Source organism: Clostridium hydrogeniformans DSM 21757, assembly GCF_000686705.1.
Taxonomy (GTDB): Bacteria; Bacillota; Clostridia; order Clostridiales; family Clostridiaceae; genus Clostridium_Z; species Clostridium_Z hydrogeniformans.
Genome location: NZ_JMLJ01000003.1, coordinates 485,877 through 509,955 on the forward strand (window position 1 = coordinate 485,877; position 24,079 = coordinate 509,955).

The window sequence follows — 24,079 nt, forward strand, 5'->3', positions numbered from 1 at the left end:
ATATACATAGATATTTTTTAAGATTTCTTAAGAATTCTTAAAAAAACATTAACTTATATATGACTTTATTGTATATATAAGCTTAAATTGATAACATATATTATGTTAATACTTTAATTTCATTTAAGGAAGTTAGAACTTTATAAGAATTTAATCTTTAGGAGGTTATAATTTAATGCAAACAAACTTAAACACAAATACTAGTAAGGTAACCTCTTCTTTTTGGCATAAAATAAAAGATTCCTTACAACGTATAAAGGCAGACAAAATTTTAAAATATACCTTTATAGCCTTACTTATAAAAACAATAATATTTTTACTACTTATATCTGATGATAAGGCTGTAAGTGTAAACTTTAAAGCAGTACTATTTTCTGCCCCTCCATTTATTGCTTATTTTGCTTTTATAAGCATATTCTTATCCTTTAGCTATTTATTTAGTAAAAAGGCTCACCTTTGGAGCTATACTGTTTTAAATATACTAGTGACCATAATATATATAGGAGATATATGGTACTACAGAAGTAACCACTCTTTTTTAAACTATCATATGTTAAGTTACACTTCTAATCTAGATAATCTAGGAGAAAGTGTTTTTGCCATGGCAAGACCTGTGGACATACTATTTGTAATTGATATATTCCTTATAATATTTCTTAGTATAAAAAATTTAGAAGCTTACAAGAATTTTAAAAGAGATTTAAAAGGATTTTTATTATTATTTCTAGTACCCATTATATATTTAACCTATGCTCATTATAAAATTGATATATATCAAAGAGCCTACGAAAATCAATTTTTATTTAGAAAAGCTTGGGCTCAAAATCAAACCATGACTAATTTAACTCCTATAGGATATCATATATATGATCTTTATGATTTTTATAAGGAGAGTAAGCCTTATATATTAACAAATGATGAGAAAAAGGAAGCTGAAAATTGGATTAAAAATAAAAATGAGGACTTACCTGATAATGAGTATAAAGGTATGTTTAAGGGTAAAAATCTTTTAGTGCTTCAAGTTGAATCCCTTGAAAACTTTGTAATTGGACAAAGTATTAATGGGCAAGAGATTACCCCTACCTTAAATAAAATTATTAAAAATAGTTTCTACTTTAATAACTTTCATGAGCAAACTCATAATGGTACAACCTCTGATGGAGAGCTTATCACTAATACCTCAGTTCTTCCTGTAAGAAGTGGAGCTACCTTCTTTAGATATCCTACTAATACTTATGAAAATTCTCTTCCTAATATAATGAAGAGAATGGGATATAAAACCTTAGCTGCTCATCCTGATAAGGGTTCTTACTGGAATTGGCTTCAATCTTTAAAATCCATAGGCTTTGATGAGTGTATGGACTCTAGTAAGTTTAATCAAGATGATATGATAGGACTTGGACTAAGTGACGAAAGCTTTTTAAAGCAGCTTTCAGGAGTTATAGAAAAACAACCTCAGCCATTTTTTAATTTTTCTATAACATTGACAAGCCATACTCCTTTTAGTCTTCCTGAAAAAGATAAAGAGCTTAATCTTCCTAATGAACTAAATAATCATATGGTAGGTAAATTTATGCAAGCTGCCAATTATACTGATAAGCATATAGGATTATTTTTAGATGAACTAGATAAAAAAGGAATACTTGATAATACTGTAGTAGTAATCTATGGTGATCATGAAGGTGTTAATAAATTCTTTGGTGATGAAGTTAAAAATATAAAAAATGGAGAGCCTTGGTTCCAAGGAAATGATTTAAGAGTCCCTCTTATAATATACTCTAAGGATCTTAATGGTAAGACCATTGAAACATTAGGTGGACAAGTTGATACTCTTCCAACTCTTGCTTACTTATTTGGAGCTGAGAAGGAAGATTATGCCCATACTTCTATAGGTAGAAATCTCCTAAACACTAAAAAAGATTTTACAGTTCTTGATACAAGAAGAATAAAAAGTAACAACATGAGTCCTGAAGAACAAAATGAAATGCTTAAGGCTATAGATTTAAGTGATAAACTTATTCGTGCTAATTATTTTAAAAAGGAGTAGATGTAATGAATAATAAGGTTTTAGCTAATATAATCTTTACTTTACTCTTAATACTTGTTCCAATATTTTCTATAGAAAGTATTGTTCCTTGGATTATATTTATAGTTTTTTTAAGAAAGTCTCTTAAAACTATAAATTCAGATATTCCCTTAAATAAGGCGATTATTAAATGCTCAATGTTTACTATATTAGCATTTATTCTTGGACTATCCTTTAACTATATGGTAAAAGAAGGAACAGATTTATTTGTAAGTAACTTTCTTTAATAAGTCAAACAAAGAAACTACAAGAATATTAAAGGTTTTTAATCCTTTATTCTTGTAGTTCTTTTTTTTCTAGAATTACAGCTTTTATGGAATAAAAGCTTATCCTTCATCCTTATTTAAGTATTTACAGTTTCATGCTAAAGTTAACCCTAGGTAACTGTAACTTAATTATCTCTACGTTAATCTGTGTGATAATTAAGTTTTAAAGTAGCAAAAATTTCCCCTTTTAAATCATAGATTTCTGAAATCAAGGAGCTACAAGTCATAGACTTAAATTTAACTAGCACAAGAGGTTAAGTTAACTCTATTTATATAACTTTATAACTAAATCTAATTTATATATTTAAATAAGCACTTTATAATACCTATGTTTTCCCTATCACAAACAAGTAATACAATTGTAAGATTCCATACAAATATAACTTTAAAATCTACTATTAAGGATGTGATTTCTTTGAATTTAGATAAAAGACTAACCCCTGAGGAAGCACTTGAAAAGGTAAAAAAGGAGTATAAAGGTCATTTAAAAATATTTCTAGGTTATGCTCCTGGAGTAGGGAAAACTTACTCCATGTTAAGTGAAGCTAATAGACGTTTTAATAAGAAAGAAAATATATTGGTAGGCTTTGTAGAGACCCATGGAAGATTAGAAACCCAATATCAGATTCAAAACCTACCAGTGCTTCCTAGAAAAAAAATAAATTATAATGGAAAACTTTTAGAAGAATTTGATTTAGAGGCTGCCATTTCATTAAAACCAGATACCATTCTTGTAGATGAGCTCCCTCATACTAATATACCTGGGTCTATTAACAAAAAGAGATATGAGGATGTGGAAACTCTTTTAGACGCTGGAATTAATGTAGTTACCACCTTAAATATACAGCATCTTGAAAGTCTTAATGATATTGTTGAAAAAATAACTGGTGTTAAAATAAGAGAAACTGTACCTGATAGACTTATAGAAAATGCTGCCGAGGTAGAAGTTATTGATATAAGTCCAGATGCTCTAAGAGCTAGACTTAAGCAAGGAGATATATATAAAAGAGATGTTGCCTTAAGAGCTCTTAAAAACTTCTTTAGAAAAGGAAATCTTAATGCCCTTAGGGAGCTAACCCTTCGCCAGACAGCAGAAGAAGTAGATGAGGAACTTGAGAAATATAAAAAGCAACATGGAATTAAAGAAACCTGGCATACCTGTGAGAGAATTATGGTTTGTATAAGCTCTAACCCCGCCTGTAAAAGACTTATAAGAAGAGGGGCAAGACGAGCTAAAACATATAAATGTCAATGGATGGTTGTAAATGTAGATTGTACTCATTTCCTTGCTCCTAAACCCTCCTCTAAGGATATTAAATCTTTAAATGAAAATATAATCCTTGCAAAAGACCTTGGAGCCGAAACCATAACACTTAAAGGAAAAAGTGTTTCTAATGAACTAGTAAACTTCGCTTCCTCTAGGTATGTAACTCAAATTATAATTGGACATCCTAATAGATCTAAAATTCAAACCATCATAAGAGGCTCCACAGTCTATAAATTACTAAAAGAAGTTAAAGAAGCTGAAATTCATATAATTCCTCAGTAAATAAAAAATAGCCTATATAATATTTAATTAAATATTATATAGGCTAAAGATGTTTTGCAGTATAATTCTCCTCAAAGGATTTATATATTTTTTTCTTACTATCTAATTTAATTAACTGTGCTATTTAAGCTATTCTCATCATTATAATTAATTTTCTTTAATTCACTGCCTTTTAATTTTTTCTAGGTTTTTAGTTTTTTCATTAACTCACATTTCACCTTAAAACCTTGAAATTTATAATCCTTAAATATTATATAAAATAATCTCTAAATCTAAGAATCATAAAGTCTTTAAATATTATAAAATTAACTTATAAGGTTTAATTCTTTGGCAACTTCTATATTAAGTTTTAATACATTCACTCTTTCCTCTCCTAAAACTCCTAAAGTTTTCCCTTCCTTTACCTTATCTATAAATGATTTTAGCTTCTCTTTTGAGATACCTGATGCAGTGCTTACTCTATCAATTTGAATCTCTGCACCCTTAAGGGATATATGTGGATCCAGTCCTGAGCCACTACTAGTTATTAAGTCTATTGGAACCTCTTCCTTAGATATTGTAGGGTTTTCTTTTAAAATTTCTTCTAAAGTTTTATCCATTCTTTTCTTTAACTTCTCATTAGAAGGAGCTAAATTCTCTGATCCTGATGCCACAGTTTTCTCATCTACATTCTCTCCTGTGTTATATCCCACTGATGAAACCCTTCCTTTGAAAAATTTATCTTCTGTGAACTCTTGTCCTATATTTTCTGAACCTACTTTCTCTCCTCCAGCAGTTATAAAACCTCCATTAGATTTATTACCTAAGAATACTTGTCCTATTCCAGTTACCAATAGAGGATATAATATTCCACATATAATCATTAATATAACTGTAAACTTTAAACACTGTAAAATCTTTTTCATACTACTATCCTCCTAAACATTTAATATCTTAAGTATAGGATAAACCATCATATCTATTACCTTTATTCCAAGGAAAGGAACTATAATTCCACCAACTCCATATACAAGAAGGTTCTTTATAAGAAGTTTTTCTGCCTTCATAGGAACATACTTAACCCCTTTCATAGCCAAAGGTATAAGGGCTGGTATTATTAAGGCATTAAATATTAAAGCAGATACTATGGCACTATTTGGTGTTTTTAATCCCATAATATTGAGTAAACTCATGTTAGGAATAGCTGCTGCAAATATAGCTGGTATTATGGCAAAATATTTTGCTATATCATTTGATATACTAAAGGTAGTTAAAGCTCCTCTTGTTATTAGAAGTTGTTTTCCTATTTCTACCACCTCTAATATTTTAGTTGGATCTGAATCTAAATCCACCATATTTGCTGCTTCTTTTGCTGATACTGTACCACTGTTCATTGCTATTCCAACATCTGCCTGGGCAAGGGCTGGAGCATCGTTAGTTCCATCTCCTGTCATTGCAACTATTTTTCCTTCTATCTGCTCCTTTTTTATAACATCTATCTTATCTTCTGGAGTACATTCAGCTATAAAGTCATCTACCCCAGCTTCCCTTGCTATAGTCTCTGCTGTAAGAGGATTATCTCCTGTACACATTATGGTTTTAATACCCATACTTCTTAATCTTTCAAACCTTTCAACTAACCCTGGTTTCACTGTGTCCTTAAGATATATAACTCCATAAATATCCTTGTCAACTGCTACTGCTAAAGGAGTTCCTCCAAGTTTAGATATATTATTAACTATATTATCTAAATCCTCTGGCACATTTCCTCCAAGATTTCTTACAAAAGCTTTTACAGCCTCTGCTGCTCCCTTTCTTATCTTAATTCCATTTTTAAGATTAAGACCACTCATTTTTGTTTGAGCTGTAAACTCTATAAATTCACTATCTTCATAGTCTTCTTTATTAATAATATTTCTTTTATTACATAGTTCTACCACAGATCTTCCCTCAGGAGTTTCATCCTTTAAGGAAGATATTAATGCATACCTAGATATATCTTCTTTGCTATGGCAACTAACTTCATAGAATTCATTAGCCATTCTATTTCCATAGGTTATTGTTCCTGTCTTATCTAATATCATAGTATCTACGTCACCACAAGCTTCTACTGCTTTACCAGACATAGCTATAACATTGAATCTTGTAACCCTATCCATCCCTGCAATTCCTATGGCTGATAATAACCCTCCAATAGTTGTTGGAATTAAGCACACAAGCAATGCTACTAAGGTTGATATGGAAATTTCTATATTTAAATATAAGGCTATAGGATATAGTGTAGCTATAACAATTACAAAGATTATAGTTAAACTTACAAGTAATGTACTTAAAGCTAATTCATTAGGAGTTTTCTGTCTTTTAGCCCCTTCAACTAAGGTTATCATCTTATCTAAAAAAGATTCTCCTGGTACTGCTGTTATTCTAATTTTTAAGTGATCACTTACCACCCTTGTTCCTCCAGTAACAGAGCTAAAATCCCCTCCTGCTTCCTTCATAACTGGAGCAGATTCACCTGTTATTGCAGACTCATCTACAGATGCAAGTCCTTCTATTACCTCCCCATCATTAGGGATGATATCTCCTACCTCCGCTAATACAATATCTCCTTTTCTAACCTCACTGGAACTTACTATAGTAAAGGTTCCATCACTATTTAAAAGCTTTGCTTTAGTATCCTTTCTCGTCTTCTTCATACTTTCAGCTTGAGCCTTACCTCTTCCTTCTGCCACAGCTTCTGCAAAATTACTAAAAAGTACTGTTAAAAATAATATTATAGAAACTATAATGTTATAACCTCTTGAAACCTCATTAACCTTAGTAAAAGCTTCTGGATATAAACTTAATCCAAGGGTTAATAAAAAACATATTTCAACTATAAACATTACAGGATTCTTAACCATAGATTTAGGATTCAATTTTTTAAAAGATTCTACTATTGCATTTTTTAATATATCATTTGAAATAAAACTACTAGATTTTTCTCTCATAATACTTAACTCCTTTCTATAGTCCTAAGCTTAAGTGTTCTGCAATAGGTCCTAAAGCTAGTACTGGTAAAAATGTTAATGCTCCCACTATTAAAATTATTCCAATAAATATTACCCCAAAGGTTCCATTATCAGTTCTAAAAGTTCCATCAGTTTCTCTTAAGGTCTTTTTCTTAGCCATAGATGCAGCCACTGCAAGAAGTATTATCATAGATAAATACCTTCCTAAGAACATTACTACTGAAGTAGATAGATTCCAAAATAAAGTATTATCAACTAGGCCCTCAAATCCTGAGCCATTATTAGCAGCACTTGATGCAAATTGATATACAACCTGAGATATTCCATGATAAGAGCCATTACTTATACTTTCTGCTCCCTGAGGTATATTTAAAGCTAAGGCTGATGGTATAAGGATTAATATAGGGTGTATAAGAAGAGCTAAGGATAATAATTTAATTTCCTTTGCCTCTATCTTTTTACCTAAAAATTCTGGAGTTCTTCCAACCATAAGCCCACAAATAAATACAGTTATTATTGCATACATTATGGTTCCCATAAATCCTACTCCCTTACCTCCAAATACCACATTAAGCATCATATTAAACATGGCGACCATTCCACCAAGTGGAGTTAAAGAATCATGCATATTGTTAACAGACCCTGTAGTGAATGCTGTAGTTACTGCAGTAAATAAGGATGATCCTGTTATTCCAAATCTAAGCTCTTTTCCTTCCATGTTCCCAACTAATCCATAAGAGCTTTCACTTATATAACACACAGCTAGTCCACCTATAAATAACACTAATAAGGCTATAAACAATGTCCATCCCTGTTTTTTATTTTTAAGTCCTAGCCCTAAGGCATATACAAAGCTACCTGGTATAAGCATCATTGATAGCATTTCAATCACATTACTTAGTGGAGTTGGATTTTCAAAAGGGTGAGCTGAGTTACCACTGAAGAATCCTCCTCCATTAGTTCCTATATGCTTAATTGCTTCTAGTGAAGCTACTGGTCCTAATGCAATAACCTGTTTTTTATTTTCTAAAGTATTTATAACTTCTGCTCCCTTAAGTGTTTGAGGCACTCCTTGGGTGATTAATAATAGGGATACAACTACTGAGAAAGGTATTAGTATTCTAACTATTACTCTTGTCATATCCACAAAAAAGTTCCCTATTCCTCTTTCATCCCTAGCTATAGCTCTCATAAAAGCCCCTGCAACACTAAAACCTGTAGCTGCTGAAGTAAACATTAAAAAAGTTATAACTAACATTTGAGATAGGTTAGACAATGCAGTTTCACCTGCATAATCCTGAAGATTTGTATTAGTCATAAAACTAACCACTGTATTTATTGATAAATCTCTAGGAAGAGCCCCTACTCCATTAGGATTTCCCATTAAATAATTTTGTCCTCTTAAAATTAAATAACATAAAACCATCATTACAATATTAGATACTAAAATAAGACACCCATACTTTTTCCATGTACTTTTTTCATTAATATCTATTTTTAAAATTCTATATATAGGCTCTTCAATATACTTAAAAACTTTATCTAATTTACTTTCCTTAAAAAATATAACTTTGTATATATATCTTCCACAAATTACACTTAAGGCTATAAACATCCCAATTACAATTCCCATTTGTAGTACATTCATAATAAATAATCCTCCCTAAATCCACATTTAAAACCTTTCTGGATATATTAGTGCATAGAATAAATACCCTAATATTAAAAGCACCAGAATTCCTATAAAAATCATTAAATCCCCTCCCTTCTGATGACTAATATGATTATAGTATCCTTAGGAAGAAATTTAAAATTCAGCTAATTATTAATTAGAATGTTAATCTCCCTATTAATCATTATTAAAATAAACTATTGATTTTATTCCCATTGAATCGAAAAGATTCTTTGTTTTCCTTAAGGTTTCTAAGTTGACTTATATTTATTTTGAAGTAGAATTATATTTCTATGAATTAAGCTTAGTAAGCGTTTTATATGCAGTTTCAGAAGTTTAATCCTTATAGAATTAGCTCATATTTTTCATAATTAAATTTATTTATGTTCTAATAATAAAAATCACTATAAACTCTTATTGAATTTATAGTGATTTTCATATATTAACCTATCTAATTTTTAAAGAAGTAAAACTACTAGTTTAAGCTCCTAATATTTTTTGATAAGTAAGTTTAATTTATATAAGAGGATGTGGGTGTTAAAGCTTATAGCCATCAGATAAATATAAAAAATGCATCTATGATATTCATAGATGCATTTTACATATTATATTATGCTAAAGCTATTACTTCTATTTCAACCTTAACATCCTTAGGTAATCTAGCAACCTCTACACAGCTTCTTGCTGGGAATGGCTCTGCGAAGAATTGAGCATAGACCTCATTTATTGCAGCAAAATCATTCATATCCTTTATGAATACTGTAGTCTTAACTACCTTATTCATAGTTGTTCCAGCCTCTTCTAATATAGCCTTAACGTTTGCTAAAGATTGTCTAGCTTGCTCTTTTACATCATCAGAAAAAGCTCCTGTTTCTGGATCTACTGGAAGTTGACCTGAAGTGTAAACTAACTCACCTATTTTTATAGCTTGAGAATATGGTCCTATAGCTCCTGGTGCATTTTTTGTTGATATTACTAATTTTTCCATGTTACAATACCCCCTGTAATGTATGTATTATTTATCTATATTTAATACTAGGCTCTAAAAAAACATTACTATTTCCCCTAGAATATTTTAGTTCATAGTAAGGCTTAAATCCCATAATACAACTAAATATAAATTCAGTTTATATTTACCTATGCTATAAAATCCTATGGTAACAGTTATTTTCTTATAATTGCCTCATTACAATTATAATACCACCTAAGGTTTTTTTACAATAGAATATATGATAATTTTGTAAAAGTTAACATATTTCCTAAAGAATATTGTACAATTAAACAAATCTCTTTGAAAATCATGTTAATTCTAAAAAAACTACTATTAATATCTTATTTTTATAGAAAATAGAGCTTTTTCAATATAACATAGTTTAATCATTTTACAATTATTGGAATAACCTTAAATCAAGGTTGAAAATATCCCTAATATGAATTAAACTTATTAAGTGATATTTTTTTGTAACGGTGATGGAACAAATTTGAAAAAATTGAAAAGGAGCTAAGGTCATTGTTTAAAGATTTTAAAGGAAAAAACCTAAGTACAGAAATATTAGTATCTTATACTAAAAATGAACTTGATGAAACAAGAAGGTATTATTCAATTCAAGGTGCAAGCTCCTTAAAAAAAGCTGATCTTGCAAAAAAGATTTCAGAATATATTAAGGACAACCTAAAAAATATCTTCTTAAATTGTTTAAATACCGAAGAATTATGCTTAATTAAAGAGGCTCTATGTAATGAAGGTATATATTATTATGATGAAAATAACACAAATATATTAAAGGCTTTAAAAACTCTTGGTTTAGCCTTCCCATCTTTAATAAATGATAAAAACTCTCTAGTTATACCTAGCGACTACTTATCAATTATTAAAGACATTTTAGCTGATTCTAATAATGAAGAAGTAATACTACTTAATAATAAAACTTTAACTTTAATTAAAGGATGTCTTTATCATTATGGTATTATAAGTTTTGATCATATGATTAACATATTAACTGTAAATCTTGGTATGAATTTGGACAAAGATTCATTAAAAATATTTTTAACTAATTATGCTAAAAGATATGATGATTTAAAAATTAGAGAAGATTTGTTATGCCATAGTGGAATATTTAATATTGAGTCCTTATGGAATGAGCAAGAAAAAAAATCTTCTATTTCTTATAAACCTTTAGATATAAATGAAATTTTAATTTCTAGTGAAGAAGGAAAGAATGCTTGGAATTATTACGAAAATAAATTCTATACTTATTTATGCTCTAATCTAGAATTATGTGAAAAAGATATTGAGAATGTGGTAAATAGATGTATAATTTGGGTTAAGAATAGTTTTAATCTCCCAACTATATTAAACTATCTTAATACATACCTTCACTTTAAAAATGAAGGGGAAATGGTTCTACTTACTCCATATATAAAGGACTTAATGAATAATTCTTCCCTATGGGTTTTAAAAGGATATAGTAACAATGATATATATAATATATCATCAACTCCTACCATGGCTTTATCAAATAAGATAGGTAGAAATGATCCTTGTCCTTGTGGTAGTGGTAAAAAATACAAGAAATGTTGTGGCAATTAGAGTACTTCTATAAAGATTTTTTAATTGTTACTTAAGTAAATAATTATATTAAATTATTTGTTATATAACTTATATACAAAAATAAGACTTTATTACTAAGTTAACCATTTTTTAGTAATAAAGTCTTATTTTATTATAATATAAATTTCTTAACTTTCTTAACTTTCTCTTTCAAATCCTAAGTATCTTGTCCCTTGAAATTTTAATTTTCCATAGTCTCCTTCAGATAAAAGTCCATACTCTATACCCTTAATTGAAAACTCTATTCTATCTCCACTTTCTACTTGAAAGGTCACATAATAATTAGTTGAAGTACTGGTATTATTTATCTCCCCACTATGATGAGTTCCATGATTTACACTTAACCTTTTTGAAACTACCCTTCCATATACTATTAATACAGGTTGATTGTTATTATAAGTCCACTGCTTAACCCCTTTAACTATAGCTATAAGAAGAATTATAAGAAAAACTAAAAAAAATATAGTAAAGATAAAATTAAACATAGTTACACCCATTCCAAAATTAAAGATATTGTTAAACATTTCTACGCTATTCATAACATATCTCCTAATATATTAATTCTTATTATATTATATCCCCTTCTCTCTCTATAGTTCTTATTATCTATGCTTAAATATAATTTTCTATATACCTTAAAAGCCTAATGTTCCATCTTAGTTCCTCCCTTAAGATACTAATATAGGAGTCACTATTATTCTAATAATGGACCTATTAAGTAATAACCCTACCTTATAATTTCTTTTTAAGCCTATTATCTGCTTAAATCATATAAGAAAAATAAACTATTCTCCTATGTATATCCATGATTTAACATAAACCTATACAAAAGTTTTCTTCACTAACAGTAGAAACTTTTGTATAGGTTTATATTTTAATGTATATGTCTATAGTAAATAAACACCTTCCATATTCAAATTAAATATGGAAGGTGTTTACCTTATCCTTATGTTTTTATCAATATTTCTTTACAAAACTACTATCCCATATAAATTAACCTTAGAATAGTAATAAATCTACTTATATATAATAAACCTTAGAAAATATGTTACTAATACTATTAACTTTACATATTCTTAAGTTCCTAAATAACCACAAAGTCCTCACTAATATATCCTGTTCTTATACCTGAATAAGTATTGTATTGTACCTTATACCACCCATCGTTCTTAGAAACAACCTTAACCTTTTGTCCACTTAAGGCATATCCTTGAACAGAATTATTTAATGATGGTCCTTTTCTAATATTAACATTAGTATCTACACTTCTTATTCTTCCATCAGAATTTTTCACGGAATTTTCTTTTGCATTATAAGTCCCATTAGATATTGATGCTTTAAAATAGGTCCAAGTTCCTGGATAGTCTCTCATCATTATTCTTGGGCAAATCTTTCCTGTTACATCATGGTGTCTTATAACATTTTCTGCTGGTATATTGTACTTTTCCATTAGGTATTTAGTAAGTTCTATCCCATTTTTAAGAGTTTTATTAAAATCATTATCCTTGTTTACACAAAGCTCTATAGCTATAGAGTTTCTATTACCAACTAAAGGATTATTCCTCTCCCCCGCATGCCATCCAAGCCAATTATCTTCTAGGGCTTGTACAATGTTACTTTCATCAACCACATAATGGGCTGAAGCTTTAGCATGATTGTGATTTGCAAAATAATCTCTATTTGCTTTTGCATTTGCTCCTGTAGCTCTGTTGTCAGTATCATGAATAACTATATATGAAGGTGAAGTATAAACTCCTTTAGAATAATTTTTATTTATAAGTTCCTTCTTTATTCTTATGCCGTTTATATTAGCCCCATAACTTATTCCTTCATTAATAGATGATACTTGTCTATTATTTGTTCTTGCCTCTACAGTTATATTAGGTATTAATGCAGTGGCAGCTACAGCTGCTGTTAAGATTTTTATTTGTATTTTTTTCACAATTACCTCCTAAAATAAAATTTTCCCAACAAAATAAGCATTTAATGGTAATTCATATATAATATCATATAATATTTGTTGTTTTTTATCAAATTTATTTTAGGTTATTATTAAAAGATAATTGCTAATATCTTAATGTTTATAGTAAAACTTAATTAATGCTAGGTTTCTTATTTTTATTATAATGATGCTAAAGCTTCTTTTTTGCTGCTAAACACAGCATTCTTTCCTATTAAATCTATAAACCCCATAGACTTTAAAACCTTCTTAGGCTGTTCCTGTATTCCTACAAGTAATAACTTAACGTTATTCTTTTTACATGTTCTATTTACTTTTTCTAAGGCATCTAGAGCTGTTGAGTCTATAGCATTAGAGTTTCTCATATCAATTATAAGAATTTCATGGTGAGAACTTATCTCCTTCATCACTTCCATAAACCTATTAACCACTCCAAAGAAAAATGGCCCACTTATTTCATATAATAGTATATTTTCCCCTAAGACCTCTTCCCTTATATTTTCATCATTATTATATTCATTTATGGACATATTTTTTATTTTAGTTGTATCTGCTACCCTCTTCATAAATAAGAACATGGCTAAAATCATACCAATTTCAATTGCTACAACTAAATCAAATATTACAGTTAAAAAGAAGGTTAATAATAGAATTATTACATCACTTTTAGGTGCTTTTAAGAGAGAATAAAAAGTCTTCCACTCCCCCATATTATAAGAAACTATTATTAATATAGCAGCCAAGGTAGTCATTGGTATAAGCTTTGCAAGAGGCATAAATAATATCATAATTAAAAATAAAGTTATTGCATGTACAATCCCTGAAATAGGACTTCTACCCCCATTTTTCACATTGGCAGCAGTTCTTGCTATGGCTCCTGTAGCTGGTATTCCTCCAAATAGTCCTGAAGCTATATTACCAATTCCTTGAGCTATAAGCTCCATATTAGAATCATGCTTTCCTCCTATCATCCCATCAGCTACTACAGCTGAAAGCAAGGACTCTATGGCAGCTAATATAGCAATGGTCATAGCGGGATTAATTAAATGTTTTATGGTACTAAGATTTATATTAGGTATTGAAGGCATGGGAATAGATGCAGATATTTCATTGTATCTACTTCCTATTGTATCAACTGGTAAGTTAAATATGTTAACTACTAAGGTAGCTATAATTAAAGCAACTAAAGATCCAGGTATGGTTTTATTTATTTTAGGCCAAATAATCATTATGATTAAAGAACCAATCCCTACTAAAAAACTAGCCAAGCTAAAGGTATCCATATGCTTTATATATTCAGTCCACTTTGGAATAAATTCTGCTGGAACCTTTGTAATATTTAATCCTAAAAAATCTTTTATTTGAGTTGAAAGAAGAGTTATTGCTATTCCTGAAGTAAATCCTACTGTTATAGGATAGGGTACAAATTTTATTATGCTTCCAAGCTTTAAAACGCCAAAGATAACAAGTATAACTCCAGCCATAATTGTGGAGATTATAAGCCCTTCTATGCCATAGTTTTCAATAATACCATAGACAATAACCACAAAGGCTCCTGTAGGTCCACCTATCTGTACCCTGCTACCACCTAAAAATGAAATAATAAATCCTGCAATTATGGCCGTTATAAGGCCTTTCTCTGGTGATACTCCTGAAGAAATTCCAAGAGCCACTGATAATGGCAGTGCTATAATGGCAACTATTATCCCTGCAACTATATCTTTTAAGATGTTTTCCTTTGTAAACTCCCTTCTTTCAAAGATTTTTAATAACTTTGGTTTCATTGTAATCACTCCTAAATTAATTTTATCCCCTAGAAAAGCATACATTTTATTAATATGTTCGTCAAATTTTTAACTTTCATTATTAATATAGATTGCCTTGGACTCAATCTAAAATATCTTTAGATCATAAGCTAAATCAGGATATAAATACTTTAAATGTTGATGAATTGAAAAAGTTAGCCTTAGCAATAACAGATTGGTTAAAAAATAATAAATTAAATTAGTGTTTAATCTATTATTAAAAAAGAATTATTTAAAGCCAATAAACATAGTTCTATACTATTACTAAAAAATTAAAACTTAAATATTTATAAAAATAGCCCTATACCAATAATCCTATTGGTATAGGGCTTAGGGTTTCTATAAAAAAGGAACACACATCTTACATTTATCTACTGGTGAATCAATAAGTCTGCATTTTACATCAAATACTTCTTTTATAAGGTTCTCATCTACAATACTATCCTTATGACCTTTTGCAAATATCTCACCATCTTTTAATGCTATTATATTATGGGCATATTTCAATGCATGATTTATATCATGAAGAACCATGACTATAGTCCTCTCTTCCTTTTCATTTAAATCCTTTAATAGGTTTAAAATTTCTAACTGATATTTTATATCCAAATGATTTGTAGGTTCGTCTAAAAGTATAATTTCTGTATCTTGGGCTAAAGCTAAAGCAATCCACGCTCTTTGTCTTTGTCCACCAGAAAGGTTACCTAACTTCTCATCTTTTTCATTTATAAGTCCCATTTTCTTAAGGGACTCTTCTACTATCTCCTCATCCTTCTTACTCCAAAATGACAATAAATTATGATAAGGATATCTTCCTTGCTTTACTAAATCATATATGGTTAAGTCTTCTGGTGCAGAGCTACTTTGGGGAAGCATTGCTAGAATCTTTGCTACATCTTTTGAAGACATTTTAAATATATCCTTTTCCTCCATAAGTACATTTCCATTCTTAGGAGTAAGTATCCTTGCCATAGACTTAATTAAAGTAGACTTTCCGCATCCATTGGCACCAATTAAAGCTGTAATTTTCCCCTGTTCTATCTCTAAATTAATATCATTTAATATAGTTTTTTCACCATAACATAATTTTAAGTTATTTGATTTTATCATTATGCTCTCCCCTTTGAGTACTTTCTATTTTTAACTAAAAGATATATAAAGTAAGGTGCCCCTATGACTGCTGTAAATATACCTATGGGTAGATCCTGTGGATAAAATAACCATTTAGAAGCAAAATCAGCTAGTAATGTTATAATTCCTCCTATAAATATAGACAGTGGAATTATATTTTCAAATTTTGAATCTACTAGTCTTCTAGCTATATGAGGTGCTATTAACCCCACAAAAGATATTCCTCCTCCAATACTTACTGCTCCAGCAGTTAAGGCTGCAGAAATACTTAAAAGAATCAATCTACTTTTCCCCACATTATTTCCAAGGATTGTTATAACTTCATCATCTAGTTGATGTAAATTTAAATCTTTTATAAATATTACAGTTATTAAAACAAATAGGGTAAACCATATTGAAATTAATAAGGCATGAGTCCAATTAGCTCCATATATACTTCCAGTTATCCAAGTGCTAGCTTCCTTTATAAATACCACTGGTCCATTTACAATAAGAATATTAGTTAAAGCTTTAAAGATAGCAGAAACCCCTATTCCTATTATAATAAGCTTATTTGTTGAAGAAGATTTTCCTGCAATAAAATATATAAATATTAAAGCTAAAAAAGAAAATACAAAAGTGAATACTGGCATATATAATATGGAAGTTTTTAGAGAATTATTTTTAGGATCTGTAAATATAGTTAAAAATACTAATGCTCCTACTGCTCCTCCATCTACTATTCCTAATATATTAGGAGATGCTAAAGGGTTTTTAACCACCCCTTGTAATATAGCTCCAGCTAAGGCTAGGGATGACCCTACAAAGAAAGCCACTAACACCCTTGGTAATCTTATATTTCTAACTAAAACAGAGGAAAAACCTTTATCTGCACCTATTATACTCTTAAAGACTTCTAGGGGGCTTACCATTACCTCCCCCACTCCTAGGGATAGTAGCATTATTAATAAAGTTATAACTAGTAAAATACCACTTAGTTTAAGAGTTTTCTTACTTATATTAATCACTAATTATCCCTCCTTTTAGCCACATATATAAAGAATGGTCCACCTATTAGTGCAGTTAATGCTCCAACTGGAACCTCCTTTGGATATATTATAAATCTTGACAGTATATCTGCCATTAATAATATTGAAGAACCTGTTAATATAGAAAATGGTATAAGCCATCTATAGTCTGTCCCTATAAGCTTCTTTACTATATGAGGGGTTACAAGACCAACAAAGGCTATAGGACCCGCTAATGCTACAGATATACCTGAAAGTACAGATATTATTACTATAATAACCATCTTTAGATACAATGTTTTCATTCCTAAAGACCTTGCCATCTCCTCACCTAAAGAAAACACATTAAGCTTTTTTCCTATGATTAAAGTTAAAATTATTACAATTACTATAATAGGAATAAACTTAACTATAATCTCTAATTTTTTTCCTTCCACAGCTCCTGTGGTCCAATAAATAACTTCCTCTAAAGCGGTATCGTTTTTATATAGGATTCCTTGGGTTAAAGAAAATAGTAATGCAGATAGTGCTGTTCCTCCTAAGGTTAAATCCATAGGATTTATATCTCCTCCAAGACCTCCAGATAATATATATACTAAAGTAGCAGCAATTAATGCTCCTGAAAATGATACCCATACAAGGCCTAAAGTAGATATATCTGGTATGAAGGTTATAGCCAGAACTAGAGTAAACACCGCTCCTGAATTAATACCTAATATACTAGGTGATGCTAGCTTATTTCTTGTTATACCTTGAGTTAATAATCCTGCAACTCCTAATGCTCCTCCAACTAAAAGAGCATTTAAAGTTCTTGGTACCCTTGAATTTCTTATAATTATATGGTCCTGTGAATTGTCAAAATTTCTATAGGCTTCTAAAATCATATTATATGAGGTTTTAATAAATCCCTTGGTAATACTTAAGTAACATAATATTAAAACCACCATTAGTAATAAGAAAAGAGCAATAGCCTTATTTCTATTACTTTTCAAAAATTTATTCATAGCTATTTCCTCCAAAACAAATGAAAATAATTATTATTAACAATTGATAAACTCATTCATTTATGGTATCATATTTTTGTTAATAAATCTACATAAACTAACAAATTTGTATAAACCACTACAGGAGGTTATATTTTATGACAAAAAAAGTAGTATCTGCTATCTTAGCAACGGTAATGACTACTGGTTTACTTATGGGATGTTCAGGTAAGACCTCAGATAAACCTGATAACAGTAAAACAATATCTATAGAACATTCTATGGGTAAAACTGATGTTCCTAAAGATCCTAAGAAAGTAGTTATTTTAACTAACGAAGGAACGGAAGCACTTCTTGCCCTTGGCGTTAAGCCAGCAGGGGCTGTAACTGGATTCTCTGGTGACTGGTATGATCATACTAAGAATGAATTAGAAGGGGTTAAGCCTCTTGGTAAAGAAACCAGTGTAAATGTAGAGGCTGTTGCTGCCTTAAAACCTGACTTAATAATAGGAAATAAAATGAGACATGAAAAGATATATGAGCAATTAACTTCTATAGCTCCAACTGTATTATCAGACACTTTAAGAGGAGAATGGAAAAATAACTTTAAATTCTACTCCAAGGTCTTAGATAAGGAAGCTGAAGGTGATAAGCTTATAAAAGACTTCGATAATAGAATAAATTCTATTAAAGAAACTTATAAGGATAAGTTAGACACTAAAATATCTCTTGTTAGATTTATGGCTGGAAAAACTAGAATTTATCTTGGAGATACCTTCGCTGGAACTATTCTTAGAGAGATTGGATTTGCAAGACCTGAGTCTCAGCAAAGCTCAGAATTTGTTAATGAAATTGGTAAAGAAAGATTAAAGGAAGCTGATGGAGATGTAATGTTCTACTTTACATATGAAATTGGTGATGGTAAAGGACTTGCTAGAGAAAAAGAATGGGTGGAAGATCCATTATTTAATTCTCTAAGTGCAGTTAAAAATAATAAAGCATTTAAGGTAAATGATACTACTTGGAATACAGCAGGTGGTATAAAAGCTGCAAATATAATGCTTGATGATTTAGAAGCTCTTTTAAAAGAAGGTAAAATATAAAAGTTTAATACTCCTTGTTAATAGAAAAATCCCTCTTAAAAATTTCTTTTAAGAGGGATTTTAGATTTTAACCTTCTAAGTGAATTTTATATGGATATACTTCATCTGGTTCTTTTCCTAGCTTCCCTGCGAAGGCTCCAGCATCTATTTCTTTAAGCACCTTACCATCTTTATATACTTTCATATTTAGAACTTGATTATTTTCATTAATTAAGAAATCTGCTTTATAAGTACTTCCATCATCTAAGGTTACTTTCCCTTGTTTCCATGGCATGTAAATCACTCCTCAATTATTAATATTAAGACTTTATAATTCTAATCTTTTATTATATTAAGAATAAAACTAAGAACTATAAAGCTTTAGGGATATTTAAGATTAATTTAATTAAAAAGATTATATCTTTCTATATTATTTTGTCCTTAAGGAAAAATAATAACCTATACAATTAGATGATAGTACTCCTTAAAATAAAGGTTTTAGAATTTTTTTCATAATAATTTAATTTTTATTTATATATAACTTTTAACATATTAACTCATGGATTAAAGAAATCACTAAACAAATCTATTAAACTTAAAATATAATATTAGTTCTTTATTTATTATTAAAGTATTATAACTATTGTTAAAAAATAAAAAACTCCTTCTAGAAAGTTAAGAAGAGTATTAATGCCTCTTACAATCTAAAAGGAGATTTTAATTTTATAATTATTCTGCTGTTAATTCTTTAAGTAGTCTTAAAAACTCTTCTTCCACATCTTTCATATCTCTTAAACTTAAATCATAGTTTGTAGATACATCATCCTGAGTTTTAAGCATGCTTTCTGTAGTTAATAAATTTTTAAGTTCGTAGCTAAGAATTATATCATCAACCTTGGCCATTTCACTTAGTTCTTCCTTTGTAAGTTCTAAGCCATAGGACCTATATATTAAACTTTGAAGTTTATCTTCTATCTCTCTATAGGAATCTAAATAAGCCTTTACCGGTCTTGTAATATCAGATATATAAGCCTCTGATCCATCATGAAGAAGGCAAGCTAGTTGAACTCTTTTTGAAAATCCTAAAGATTTTGCCTCCCTTGCACAATATATAGAGTGTTGAGCTACACTATAAAAATGCTTATAGTGCCCATTTCCTCTACAAAGCATAGATAAAGAATGACTTATATCCTTATCCTTTATCTCTTCCTTTCTAGGATCTAAGGGATAAAACTTTGTTCCTGTATATGTAACCATGTAATTTCCTCTGTCCATAATGTCACCATCCTTATTCTAGAAAAATTAACTAATTAAACTTTAAAATATTTTATCCTTGGTTTAATATTTCTACCTTTATAATTATAACACTTATTTATGGAAAATTCTTATTAATTGTCTATAAATCCTCACTTAAAATTAGTTAATACCATAAGTATTATTTACGAAAAATGAAATTAAAATTATGAATTCATATATATTTTAATAATTTTACTTTATTTAAAATATTTTTCTTGAACTTTTATATTCTTTATGTTTATTATCTTATTATAAACATAAAACATAAGAATAAGGGGGCTTAGCTATGGATGTAGATAAAATTCTTCACCTTGCTGCCTATGCTGGGGAAATAATGCTTGAAAGTGGCGGAGAAACCTATAGAGTTGAAGAAACCATGTGTAAAATATGTAGTGCTTATGGACTACATAATATTCAATCTTTAGTTATTCCTAGAGGCATAGTAATTTCAACTCAAGTATCTAATCTTCCCACTAATACTGTGGTAAAAAGAGTAGAAAAAAGAACTTGGGATCTTGAAAAGGTAGCTAAAGTAAATAACTTATCAAGATCTCTTCAAAGTAAAAATTATTCAATAGATGAGGTAAGTGATGAATTAAAGATCATTAGTAATACAAAGGGATATAGTGGTCTTGTAAGGACATTATCAGGGGCTGTGGCTGCTGCATGCTTTTCCGTATTATTTGGAAGTAATCTAAAAGATTTTATATGCACCTTTTTCATAGGTATATTTGTAAGTATATTGGGATATGTTGGGGGCTTATTATCCATAAATGGTTTTTTCATGAATGCCTTAAGTGGCGCTCTTGGAGCTTTTTTAGCCATAGTATCTGTAAACTTAGGCCTTGGGGATCATGTAGATAAGGTAACCATAGGTTCTATAATGCTTTTAGTTCCTGGCCTTGTAATAACGAATGCCATAAGAGATACAATATCTGGGGACTTACTCTCTGGATTAACTAGGGCTGCTGAAGCCTTCCTTATTGCTATATCTATAGCTGTGGGTACTGGTTTTGTATTTACCATATGGATAAATATTTTTGGGGGTATATAATTATGTTCATAGAAACTCTAGCAGCTGCTGTAGGTACTTTAGCAATAGCTATAATATTTAATATTCGTGGAAAAAATCTTATTATAGCCTCCATAGGAGGAGCCCTTGGATGGCTTTCTTATAAATTTTTTCTAGGCCATGGACTTACTAAAGTTACTTCCATGTTTATCTCCTCTTTAATAATAAGTGTATACTCTGAGACCTGTGCCAGGGTGTATAAAGCTCCTGTTACAACATTTATAATATCTGCACTTATACCTTTAGTACCAGGTGGTGCCATGTATTATACCATGTATGAAGCTGTGGATGGTAATGCAAGTACAGCTCTTTATATGACCATGGATACCTTAGCTTGTGCAGGGAGTTTAGCCTTTGGAATAATTGTTGTATCTACTTTGCTTAAAATATTTTTCTCTGCTAAAAAGCTTATAAGAGCTACAAAGCTTAAAAAGCTTTTAATGGATTTTAAAAATAAATAGTACTAGAAAGTTTTAACAATAAAATTTTTTAGCATTTATATGTAATATACAAATATATTTATAGTATTTTAGGTTTGAATATTAAATCTATATATAGGATTTTAAGTTTTAAACTTAATTTATACATCTATCCAAAGAAAGAGAAACTAAGTATATTTTTAATAAATAAGTTAAGAGTTTATGCTAAAACACTATAAAAGCTTTTAATCCTATATCTAAAAATAAAAAAGCACTAAGGTGGTATGTAAATTTAATTACCCTCTTAGTGCTTTTCTTTATATACAACTTATATACTCTATTAAAATAAGTTACTTTAGTTTTTATCTTATATTATTTTTCCTTTTTTAATTTTTCTATTACCTCTTTAAATTGTGGAAGATAATCTTCATGGGCAACTAATAATTCATCTAAAACTATTTTAGCCATTTTATCTGATGGTATCAAAGGATTTATAGTAAGAGCTACTAACGCCTTGTTATAGTCTCCTGTAACAGCTGCTTCTATAACTAATCTTTCAAATGACTTAATTTGTTGAACTAATCCATTAACCTGAACATTCATTTCTCCTACTTGTATAGGCTTTGGACCATCTTTAGTTATTATACAGCTAATTTCTACAGCTGAATTTTCATCTATTCCTTTAATAGCTCCATTGTTTCTAGTATTAACTGGTTGAATATCTTTTTTATCATTATACATAGAGCTTATAAGTCTACATGCTGCATCACTATAATAAGCTCCTCCTCTTTTTTCTAATTGAGGTGGCTTAACATTAAGGTTTTCATCCTTGTATAATTCAAATAAATCATCCTCTAATCTTTTAACTACCTCTGCCCTTGTTTCTCCCTTGGAGAATTCCTTTAATTCATCTTCTAACATTTCTTTTGTTTGGAAGTAATATCTATGATAAGGACAAGGCATTATATTAAGTCCTTTGATAAATTCTGGCATCCAATCAAAGTCTTTAATATTCTTAACTACTCCTCCCATTTCTCCATTAGCTATTTTATTTATAACCTCTTCTGTAACGTTTATTCCATCTTTGTAAATGTTGTTTCCAAATACCATATGGTTAAGTCCTGCAAAATCTATTCTTATTCTGCTATGATCCACATCTAAAAGTTTTGCAACTGCCATTTCCATTCCTATTGGCACATTACAAAGTCCTATTATCTTTTTATTATTTCCATGTCTTAAAAGTGCTTCTGTAACCATTCCTGCTGGATTAGTGAAGTTTATAAGCCAAGCATTCGGACAAAGTTCTGCCATATCTTTATCTATATCTAAAATAACTGGTATAGTTCTAAGAGCCTTGAACATTCCCCCAGCTCCATTGGTTTCTTGCCCAATTAATCCATGGCTTAAAGGTATCCTCTCATCCTTTATCCTTGCATTTAAAAGACCAACTCTAAGTTGAGTAGTTACGAAATCAGCATCCTTTAAGGCCTCACGTCTATTTAAAGTAGTGTGTATTTCCATAGGAACTCCAGCTTTTTTTACCATTCTTTTTGCTAGGTCTCCAACTATATTAAGCTTTTCTTCTCCTTCTTTTATATCCACAAGCCAAAGTTCTCTAACTGGAAGCTCATCATATCTTTTTATAAAACCTTCCACAAGCTCTGGTGTATAACTTGATCCTCCACCTATAGTTACAATTTTTAATCCCTTCATAACTAAATCCTCCTTTATATAAACAGTGTAATCTTAAAACATTCTAATATTTAATCATTTATTAAAACCTTTTCTTAATCTATGACTTAATTATATACAGAGGTGTTTTTTTACTCAAATTTTAAAACATGAACTGTACTAGTACATTTCTCTTTTATATCCTATAATAGTACTATTGAGACCTATCTATTATATATATTTCTATTTGACTGTTTAACTTTTTTCTTCTTAAACATATAGTTCTAATATTCGATTCTCTTAAGACTATATGTTATGGAAATAAGAATATTATAGGATTTTAAGTCTTAAAATTAATTTATACATCTGGCTAAAGCAAAACAAATCAATTATATTTTAATGGGTAAGTTAAGTGTTTATGTAAAAAAACTATAAAGTGAATTCATATATAAAATTATTTAACTAATTAAGGAAGTGAT

General features: G+C 29.5%; 21 protein-coding genes. 7 read left to right on the forward strand and 14 right to left on the reverse strand.

Annotation, left to right across the window (positions count from 1 at the left end; genetic code table 11):
* The first annotated feature begins 175 nt into the window (after positions 1-175).
* The 3 genes from BR69_RS0102025 (at position 176) to BR69_RS0102035 (ending at position 3,901) form a co-directional block, all read left to right on the forward strand.
* Positions 176-2,047: an LTA synthase family protein gene (locus BR69_RS0102025; protein ID WP_051623447.1), complete on the forward strand. Its 1,872-nt coding sequence runs from the start codon at positions 176-178 to the stop codon at positions 2,045-2,047.
* A gap of 5 nt (positions 2,048-2,052) precedes the next feature.
* Entirely contained in the window at positions 2,053-2,313 is a 261-nt protein-coding gene (locus BR69_RS0102030; RefSeq protein WP_027631686.1) for a hypothetical protein, read from the forward strand.
* A 454-nt stretch (positions 2,314-2,767) separates the two neighbouring features.
* Positions 2,768-3,901, forward strand: coding sequence for a universal stress protein (locus tag BR69_RS0102035; RefSeq protein WP_027631687.1), 1,134 nt, complete (start codon positions 2,768-2,770; stop codon positions 3,899-3,901).
* A gap of 305 nt (positions 3,902-4,206) precedes the next feature.
* On the opposite strand, the gene kdpC is transcribed toward BR69_RS0102035, so the two are convergent.
* From kdpC to BR69_RS0102055, 5 genes are all read right to left on the reverse strand, one after another.
* Entirely contained in the window at positions 4,207-4,806 is a 600-nt protein-coding gene (kdpC, locus tag BR69_RS0102040) for a potassium-transporting ATPase subunit KdpC (protein ID WP_027631688.1), read from the reverse strand.
* A 12-nt stretch (positions 4,807-4,818) separates the two neighbouring features.
* Complete coding sequence (gene kdpB, locus BR69_RS0102045) at positions 4,819-6,870, reverse strand: potassium-transporting ATPase subunit KdpB (RefSeq protein WP_027631689.1); 2,052 nt, start codon at positions 6,868-6,870, stop codon at positions 4,819-4,821.
* Between the two features lie 16 nt (positions 6,871-6,886).
* Positions 6,887-8,539, reverse strand: a complete 1,653-nt coding sequence (gene kdpA, locus BR69_RS0102050) for a potassium-transporting ATPase subunit KdpA (protein ID WP_027631690.1) — start codon at positions 8,537-8,539, stop codon at positions 6,887-6,889.
* A gap of 27 nt (positions 8,540-8,566) precedes the next feature.
* The gene (kdpF, locus tag BR69_RS22425; protein WP_084315201.1) at positions 8,567-8,644 is read right to left on the reverse strand and encodes a K(+)-transporting ATPase subunit F; all 78 of its coding nucleotides are present in this window, start codon (positions 8,642-8,644) and stop codon (positions 8,567-8,569) included.
* Positions 8,645-9,173: 529 nt separating this feature from the next.
* The gene (locus BR69_RS0102055; RefSeq protein WP_027631691.1) at positions 9,174-9,551 is read right to left on the reverse strand and encodes a RidA family protein; all 378 of its coding nucleotides are present in this window, start codon (positions 9,549-9,551) and stop codon (positions 9,174-9,176) included.
* A gap of 522 nt (positions 9,552-10,073) precedes the next feature.
* Here BR69_RS0102055 and BR69_RS0102060 point away from each other — a divergent pair.
* The gene (locus BR69_RS0102060; protein ID WP_027631692.1) at positions 10,074-11,153 is read left to right on the forward strand and encodes a YecA family protein; all 1,080 of its coding nucleotides are present in this window, start codon (positions 10,074-10,076) and stop codon (positions 11,151-11,153) included.
* Positions 11,154-11,311: 158 nt separating this feature from the next.
* On the opposite strand, the gene BR69_RS0102065 is transcribed toward BR69_RS0102060, so the two are convergent.
* The 6 genes from BR69_RS0102065 to BR69_RS0102090 form a co-directional block, all read right to left on the reverse strand.
* A complete protein-coding gene (locus BR69_RS0102065) occupies positions 11,312-11,713 on the reverse strand; it encodes a DUF2500 domain-containing protein (protein ID WP_242840637.1) in 402 nt (133 codons plus the stop codon).
* A gap of 545 nt (positions 11,714-12,258) precedes the next feature.
* Positions 12,259-13,116, reverse strand: coding sequence for an N-acetylmuramoyl-L-alanine amidase (locus BR69_RS19700; protein WP_051623448.1), 858 nt, complete (start codon positions 13,114-13,116; stop codon positions 12,259-12,261).
* A gap of 179 nt (positions 13,117-13,295) precedes the next feature.
* Positions 13,296-14,918: a SulP family inorganic anion transporter gene (locus tag BR69_RS0102075; protein ID WP_027631694.1), complete on the reverse strand. Its 1,623-nt coding sequence runs from the start codon at positions 14,916-14,918 to the stop codon at positions 13,296-13,298.
* A 360-nt stretch (positions 14,919-15,278) separates the two neighbouring features.
* Positions 15,279-16,049, reverse strand: a complete 771-nt coding sequence (locus BR69_RS0102080; protein ID WP_027631695.1) for an ABC transporter ATP-binding protein — start codon at positions 16,047-16,049, stop codon at positions 15,279-15,281.
* A complete protein-coding gene (locus BR69_RS0102085) occupies positions 16,049-17,077 on the reverse strand; it encodes a FecCD family ABC transporter permease (protein ID WP_027631696.1) in 1,029 nt (342 codons plus the stop codon). The genes BR69_RS0102080 and BR69_RS0102085 overlap by 1 nt, the downstream gene beginning before the upstream one ends.
* The gene (locus BR69_RS0102090) at positions 17,077-18,081 is read right to left on the reverse strand and encodes a FecCD family ABC transporter permease (RefSeq protein ID WP_027631697.1); all 1,005 of its coding nucleotides are present in this window, start codon (positions 18,079-18,081) and stop codon (positions 17,077-17,079) included. The genes BR69_RS0102085 and BR69_RS0102090 overlap by 1 nt, the downstream gene beginning before the upstream one ends.
* A gap of 137 nt (positions 18,082-18,218) precedes the next feature.
* On the opposite strand from BR69_RS0102090, the gene BR69_RS0102095 reads away from it, so the two are divergent.
* Positions 18,219-19,163: an ABC transporter substrate-binding protein gene (locus tag BR69_RS0102095; RefSeq protein WP_027631698.1), complete on the forward strand. Its 945-nt coding sequence runs from the start codon at positions 18,219-18,221 to the stop codon at positions 19,161-19,163.
* Positions 19,164-19,230: 67 nt separating this feature from the next.
* Here the strand turns inward: BR69_RS0102095 and BR69_RS0102100 are convergent, their stop codons facing one another.
* Both BR69_RS0102100 and BR69_RS0102105 read right to left on the reverse strand, forming a co-directional pair.
* Complete coding sequence (locus BR69_RS0102100; RefSeq protein ID WP_027631699.1) at positions 19,231-19,437, reverse strand: hypothetical protein; 207 nt, start codon at positions 19,435-19,437, stop codon at positions 19,231-19,233.
* Positions 19,438-19,871: 434 nt separating this feature from the next.
* Positions 19,872-20,417, reverse strand: coding sequence for an HD domain-containing protein (locus BR69_RS0102105; RefSeq protein WP_034849090.1), 546 nt, complete (start codon positions 20,415-20,417; stop codon positions 19,872-19,874).
* A gap of 307 nt (positions 20,418-20,724) precedes the next feature.
* On the opposite strand from BR69_RS0102105, the gene BR69_RS0102110 reads away from it, so the two are divergent.
* Positions 20,725-21,492 carry a threonine/serine exporter family protein gene (locus BR69_RS0102110; protein WP_027631701.1) on the forward strand — a complete coding sequence of 256 codons (768 nt, stop codon included), beginning with the start codon at positions 20,725-20,727 and terminating at the stop codon, positions 21,490-21,492.
* A gap of 2 nt (positions 21,493-21,494) precedes the next feature.
* Positions 21,495-21,971 carry a threonine/serine exporter family protein gene (locus BR69_RS19705; protein WP_034849093.1) on the forward strand — a complete coding sequence of 159 codons (477 nt, stop codon included), beginning with the start codon at positions 21,495-21,497 and terminating at the stop codon, positions 21,969-21,971.
* Between the two features lie 330 nt (positions 21,972-22,301).
* On the opposite strand, the gene BR69_RS0102120 is transcribed toward BR69_RS19705, so the two are convergent.
* Positions 22,302-23,642, reverse strand: coding sequence for a 6-phospho-beta-glucosidase (locus tag BR69_RS0102120; RefSeq protein WP_027631702.1), 1,341 nt, complete (start codon positions 23,640-23,642; stop codon positions 22,302-22,304).
* Positions 23,643-24,079: the final 437 nt, after the last annotated feature.

What these genes read in the sequence shown, in the direction of transcription:
- BR69_RS19705 (WP_034849093.1), top strand. Translation starts at nt 21,495, where the DNA reads ATGTTCATAGAAACTCTAGCAGCTGCTGTAGGTACTTTAGCAATAGCT.
- BR69_RS0102030 (WP_027631686.1), top strand. Translation starts at nt 2,053, where the DNA reads ATGAATAATAAGGTTTTAGCTAATATAATCTTTACTTTACTCTTAATA.
- kdpB (WP_027631689.1), bottom strand. Translation starts at nt 6,870, where the DNA reads ATGAGAGAAAAATCTAGTAGTTTTATTTCAAATGATATATTAAAAAAT.
- BR69_RS0102090 (WP_027631697.1), bottom strand. Translation starts at nt 18,081, where the DNA reads ATGAATAAATTTTTGAAAAGTAATAGAAATAAGGCTATTGCTCTTTTC.
- BR69_RS0102095 (WP_027631698.1), top strand. Translation starts at nt 18,219, where the DNA reads ATGACAAAAAAAGTAGTATCTGCTATCTTAGCAACGGTAATGACTACT.
- BR69_RS0102065 (WP_242840637.1), bottom strand. Translation starts at nt 11,713, where the DNA reads ATGAATAGCGTAGAAATGTTTAACAATATCTTTAATTTTGGAATGGGT.
- BR69_RS0102055 (WP_027631691.1), bottom strand. Translation starts at nt 9,551, where the DNA reads ATGGAAAAATTAGTAATATCAACAAAAAATGCACCAGGAGCTATAGGA.
- kdpA (WP_027631690.1), bottom strand. Translation starts at nt 8,539, where the DNA reads ATGAATGTACTACAAATGGGAATTGTAATTGGGATGTTTATAGCCTTA.
- BR69_RS0102105 (WP_034849090.1), bottom strand. Translation starts at nt 20,417, where the DNA reads ATGGACAGAGGAAATTACATGGTTACATATACAGGAACAAAGTTTTAT.
- BR69_RS0102110 (WP_027631701.1), top strand. Translation starts at nt 20,725, where the DNA reads ATGGATGTAGATAAAATTCTTCACCTTGCTGCCTATGCTGGGGAAATA.
- BR69_RS0102025 (WP_051623447.1), top strand. Translation starts at nt 176, where the DNA reads ATGCAAACAAACTTAAACACAAATACTAGTAAGGTAACCTCTTCTTTT.
- BR69_RS0102080 (WP_027631695.1), bottom strand. Translation starts at nt 16,049, where the DNA reads ATGATAAAATCAAATAACTTAAAATTATGTTATGGTGAAAAAACTATA.
- kdpC (WP_027631688.1), bottom strand. Translation starts at nt 4,806, where the DNA reads ATGAAAAAGATTTTACAGTGTTTAAAGTTTACAGTTATATTAATGATT.
- kdpF (WP_084315201.1), bottom strand. Translation starts at nt 8,644, where the DNA reads ATGATTTTTATAGGAATTCTGGTGCTTTTAATATTAGGGTATTTATTC.
- BR69_RS0102100 (WP_027631699.1), bottom strand. Translation starts at nt 19,437, where the DNA reads ATGCCATGGAAACAAGGGAAAGTAACCTTAGATGATGGAAGTACTTAT.
- BR69_RS0102075 (WP_027631694.1), bottom strand. Translation starts at nt 14,918, where the DNA reads ATGAAACCAAAGTTATTAAAAATCTTTGAAAGAAGGGAGTTTACAAAG.
- BR69_RS0102120 (WP_027631702.1), bottom strand. Translation starts at nt 23,642, where the DNA reads ATGAAGGGATTAAAAATTGTAACTATAGGTGGAGGATCAAGTTATACA.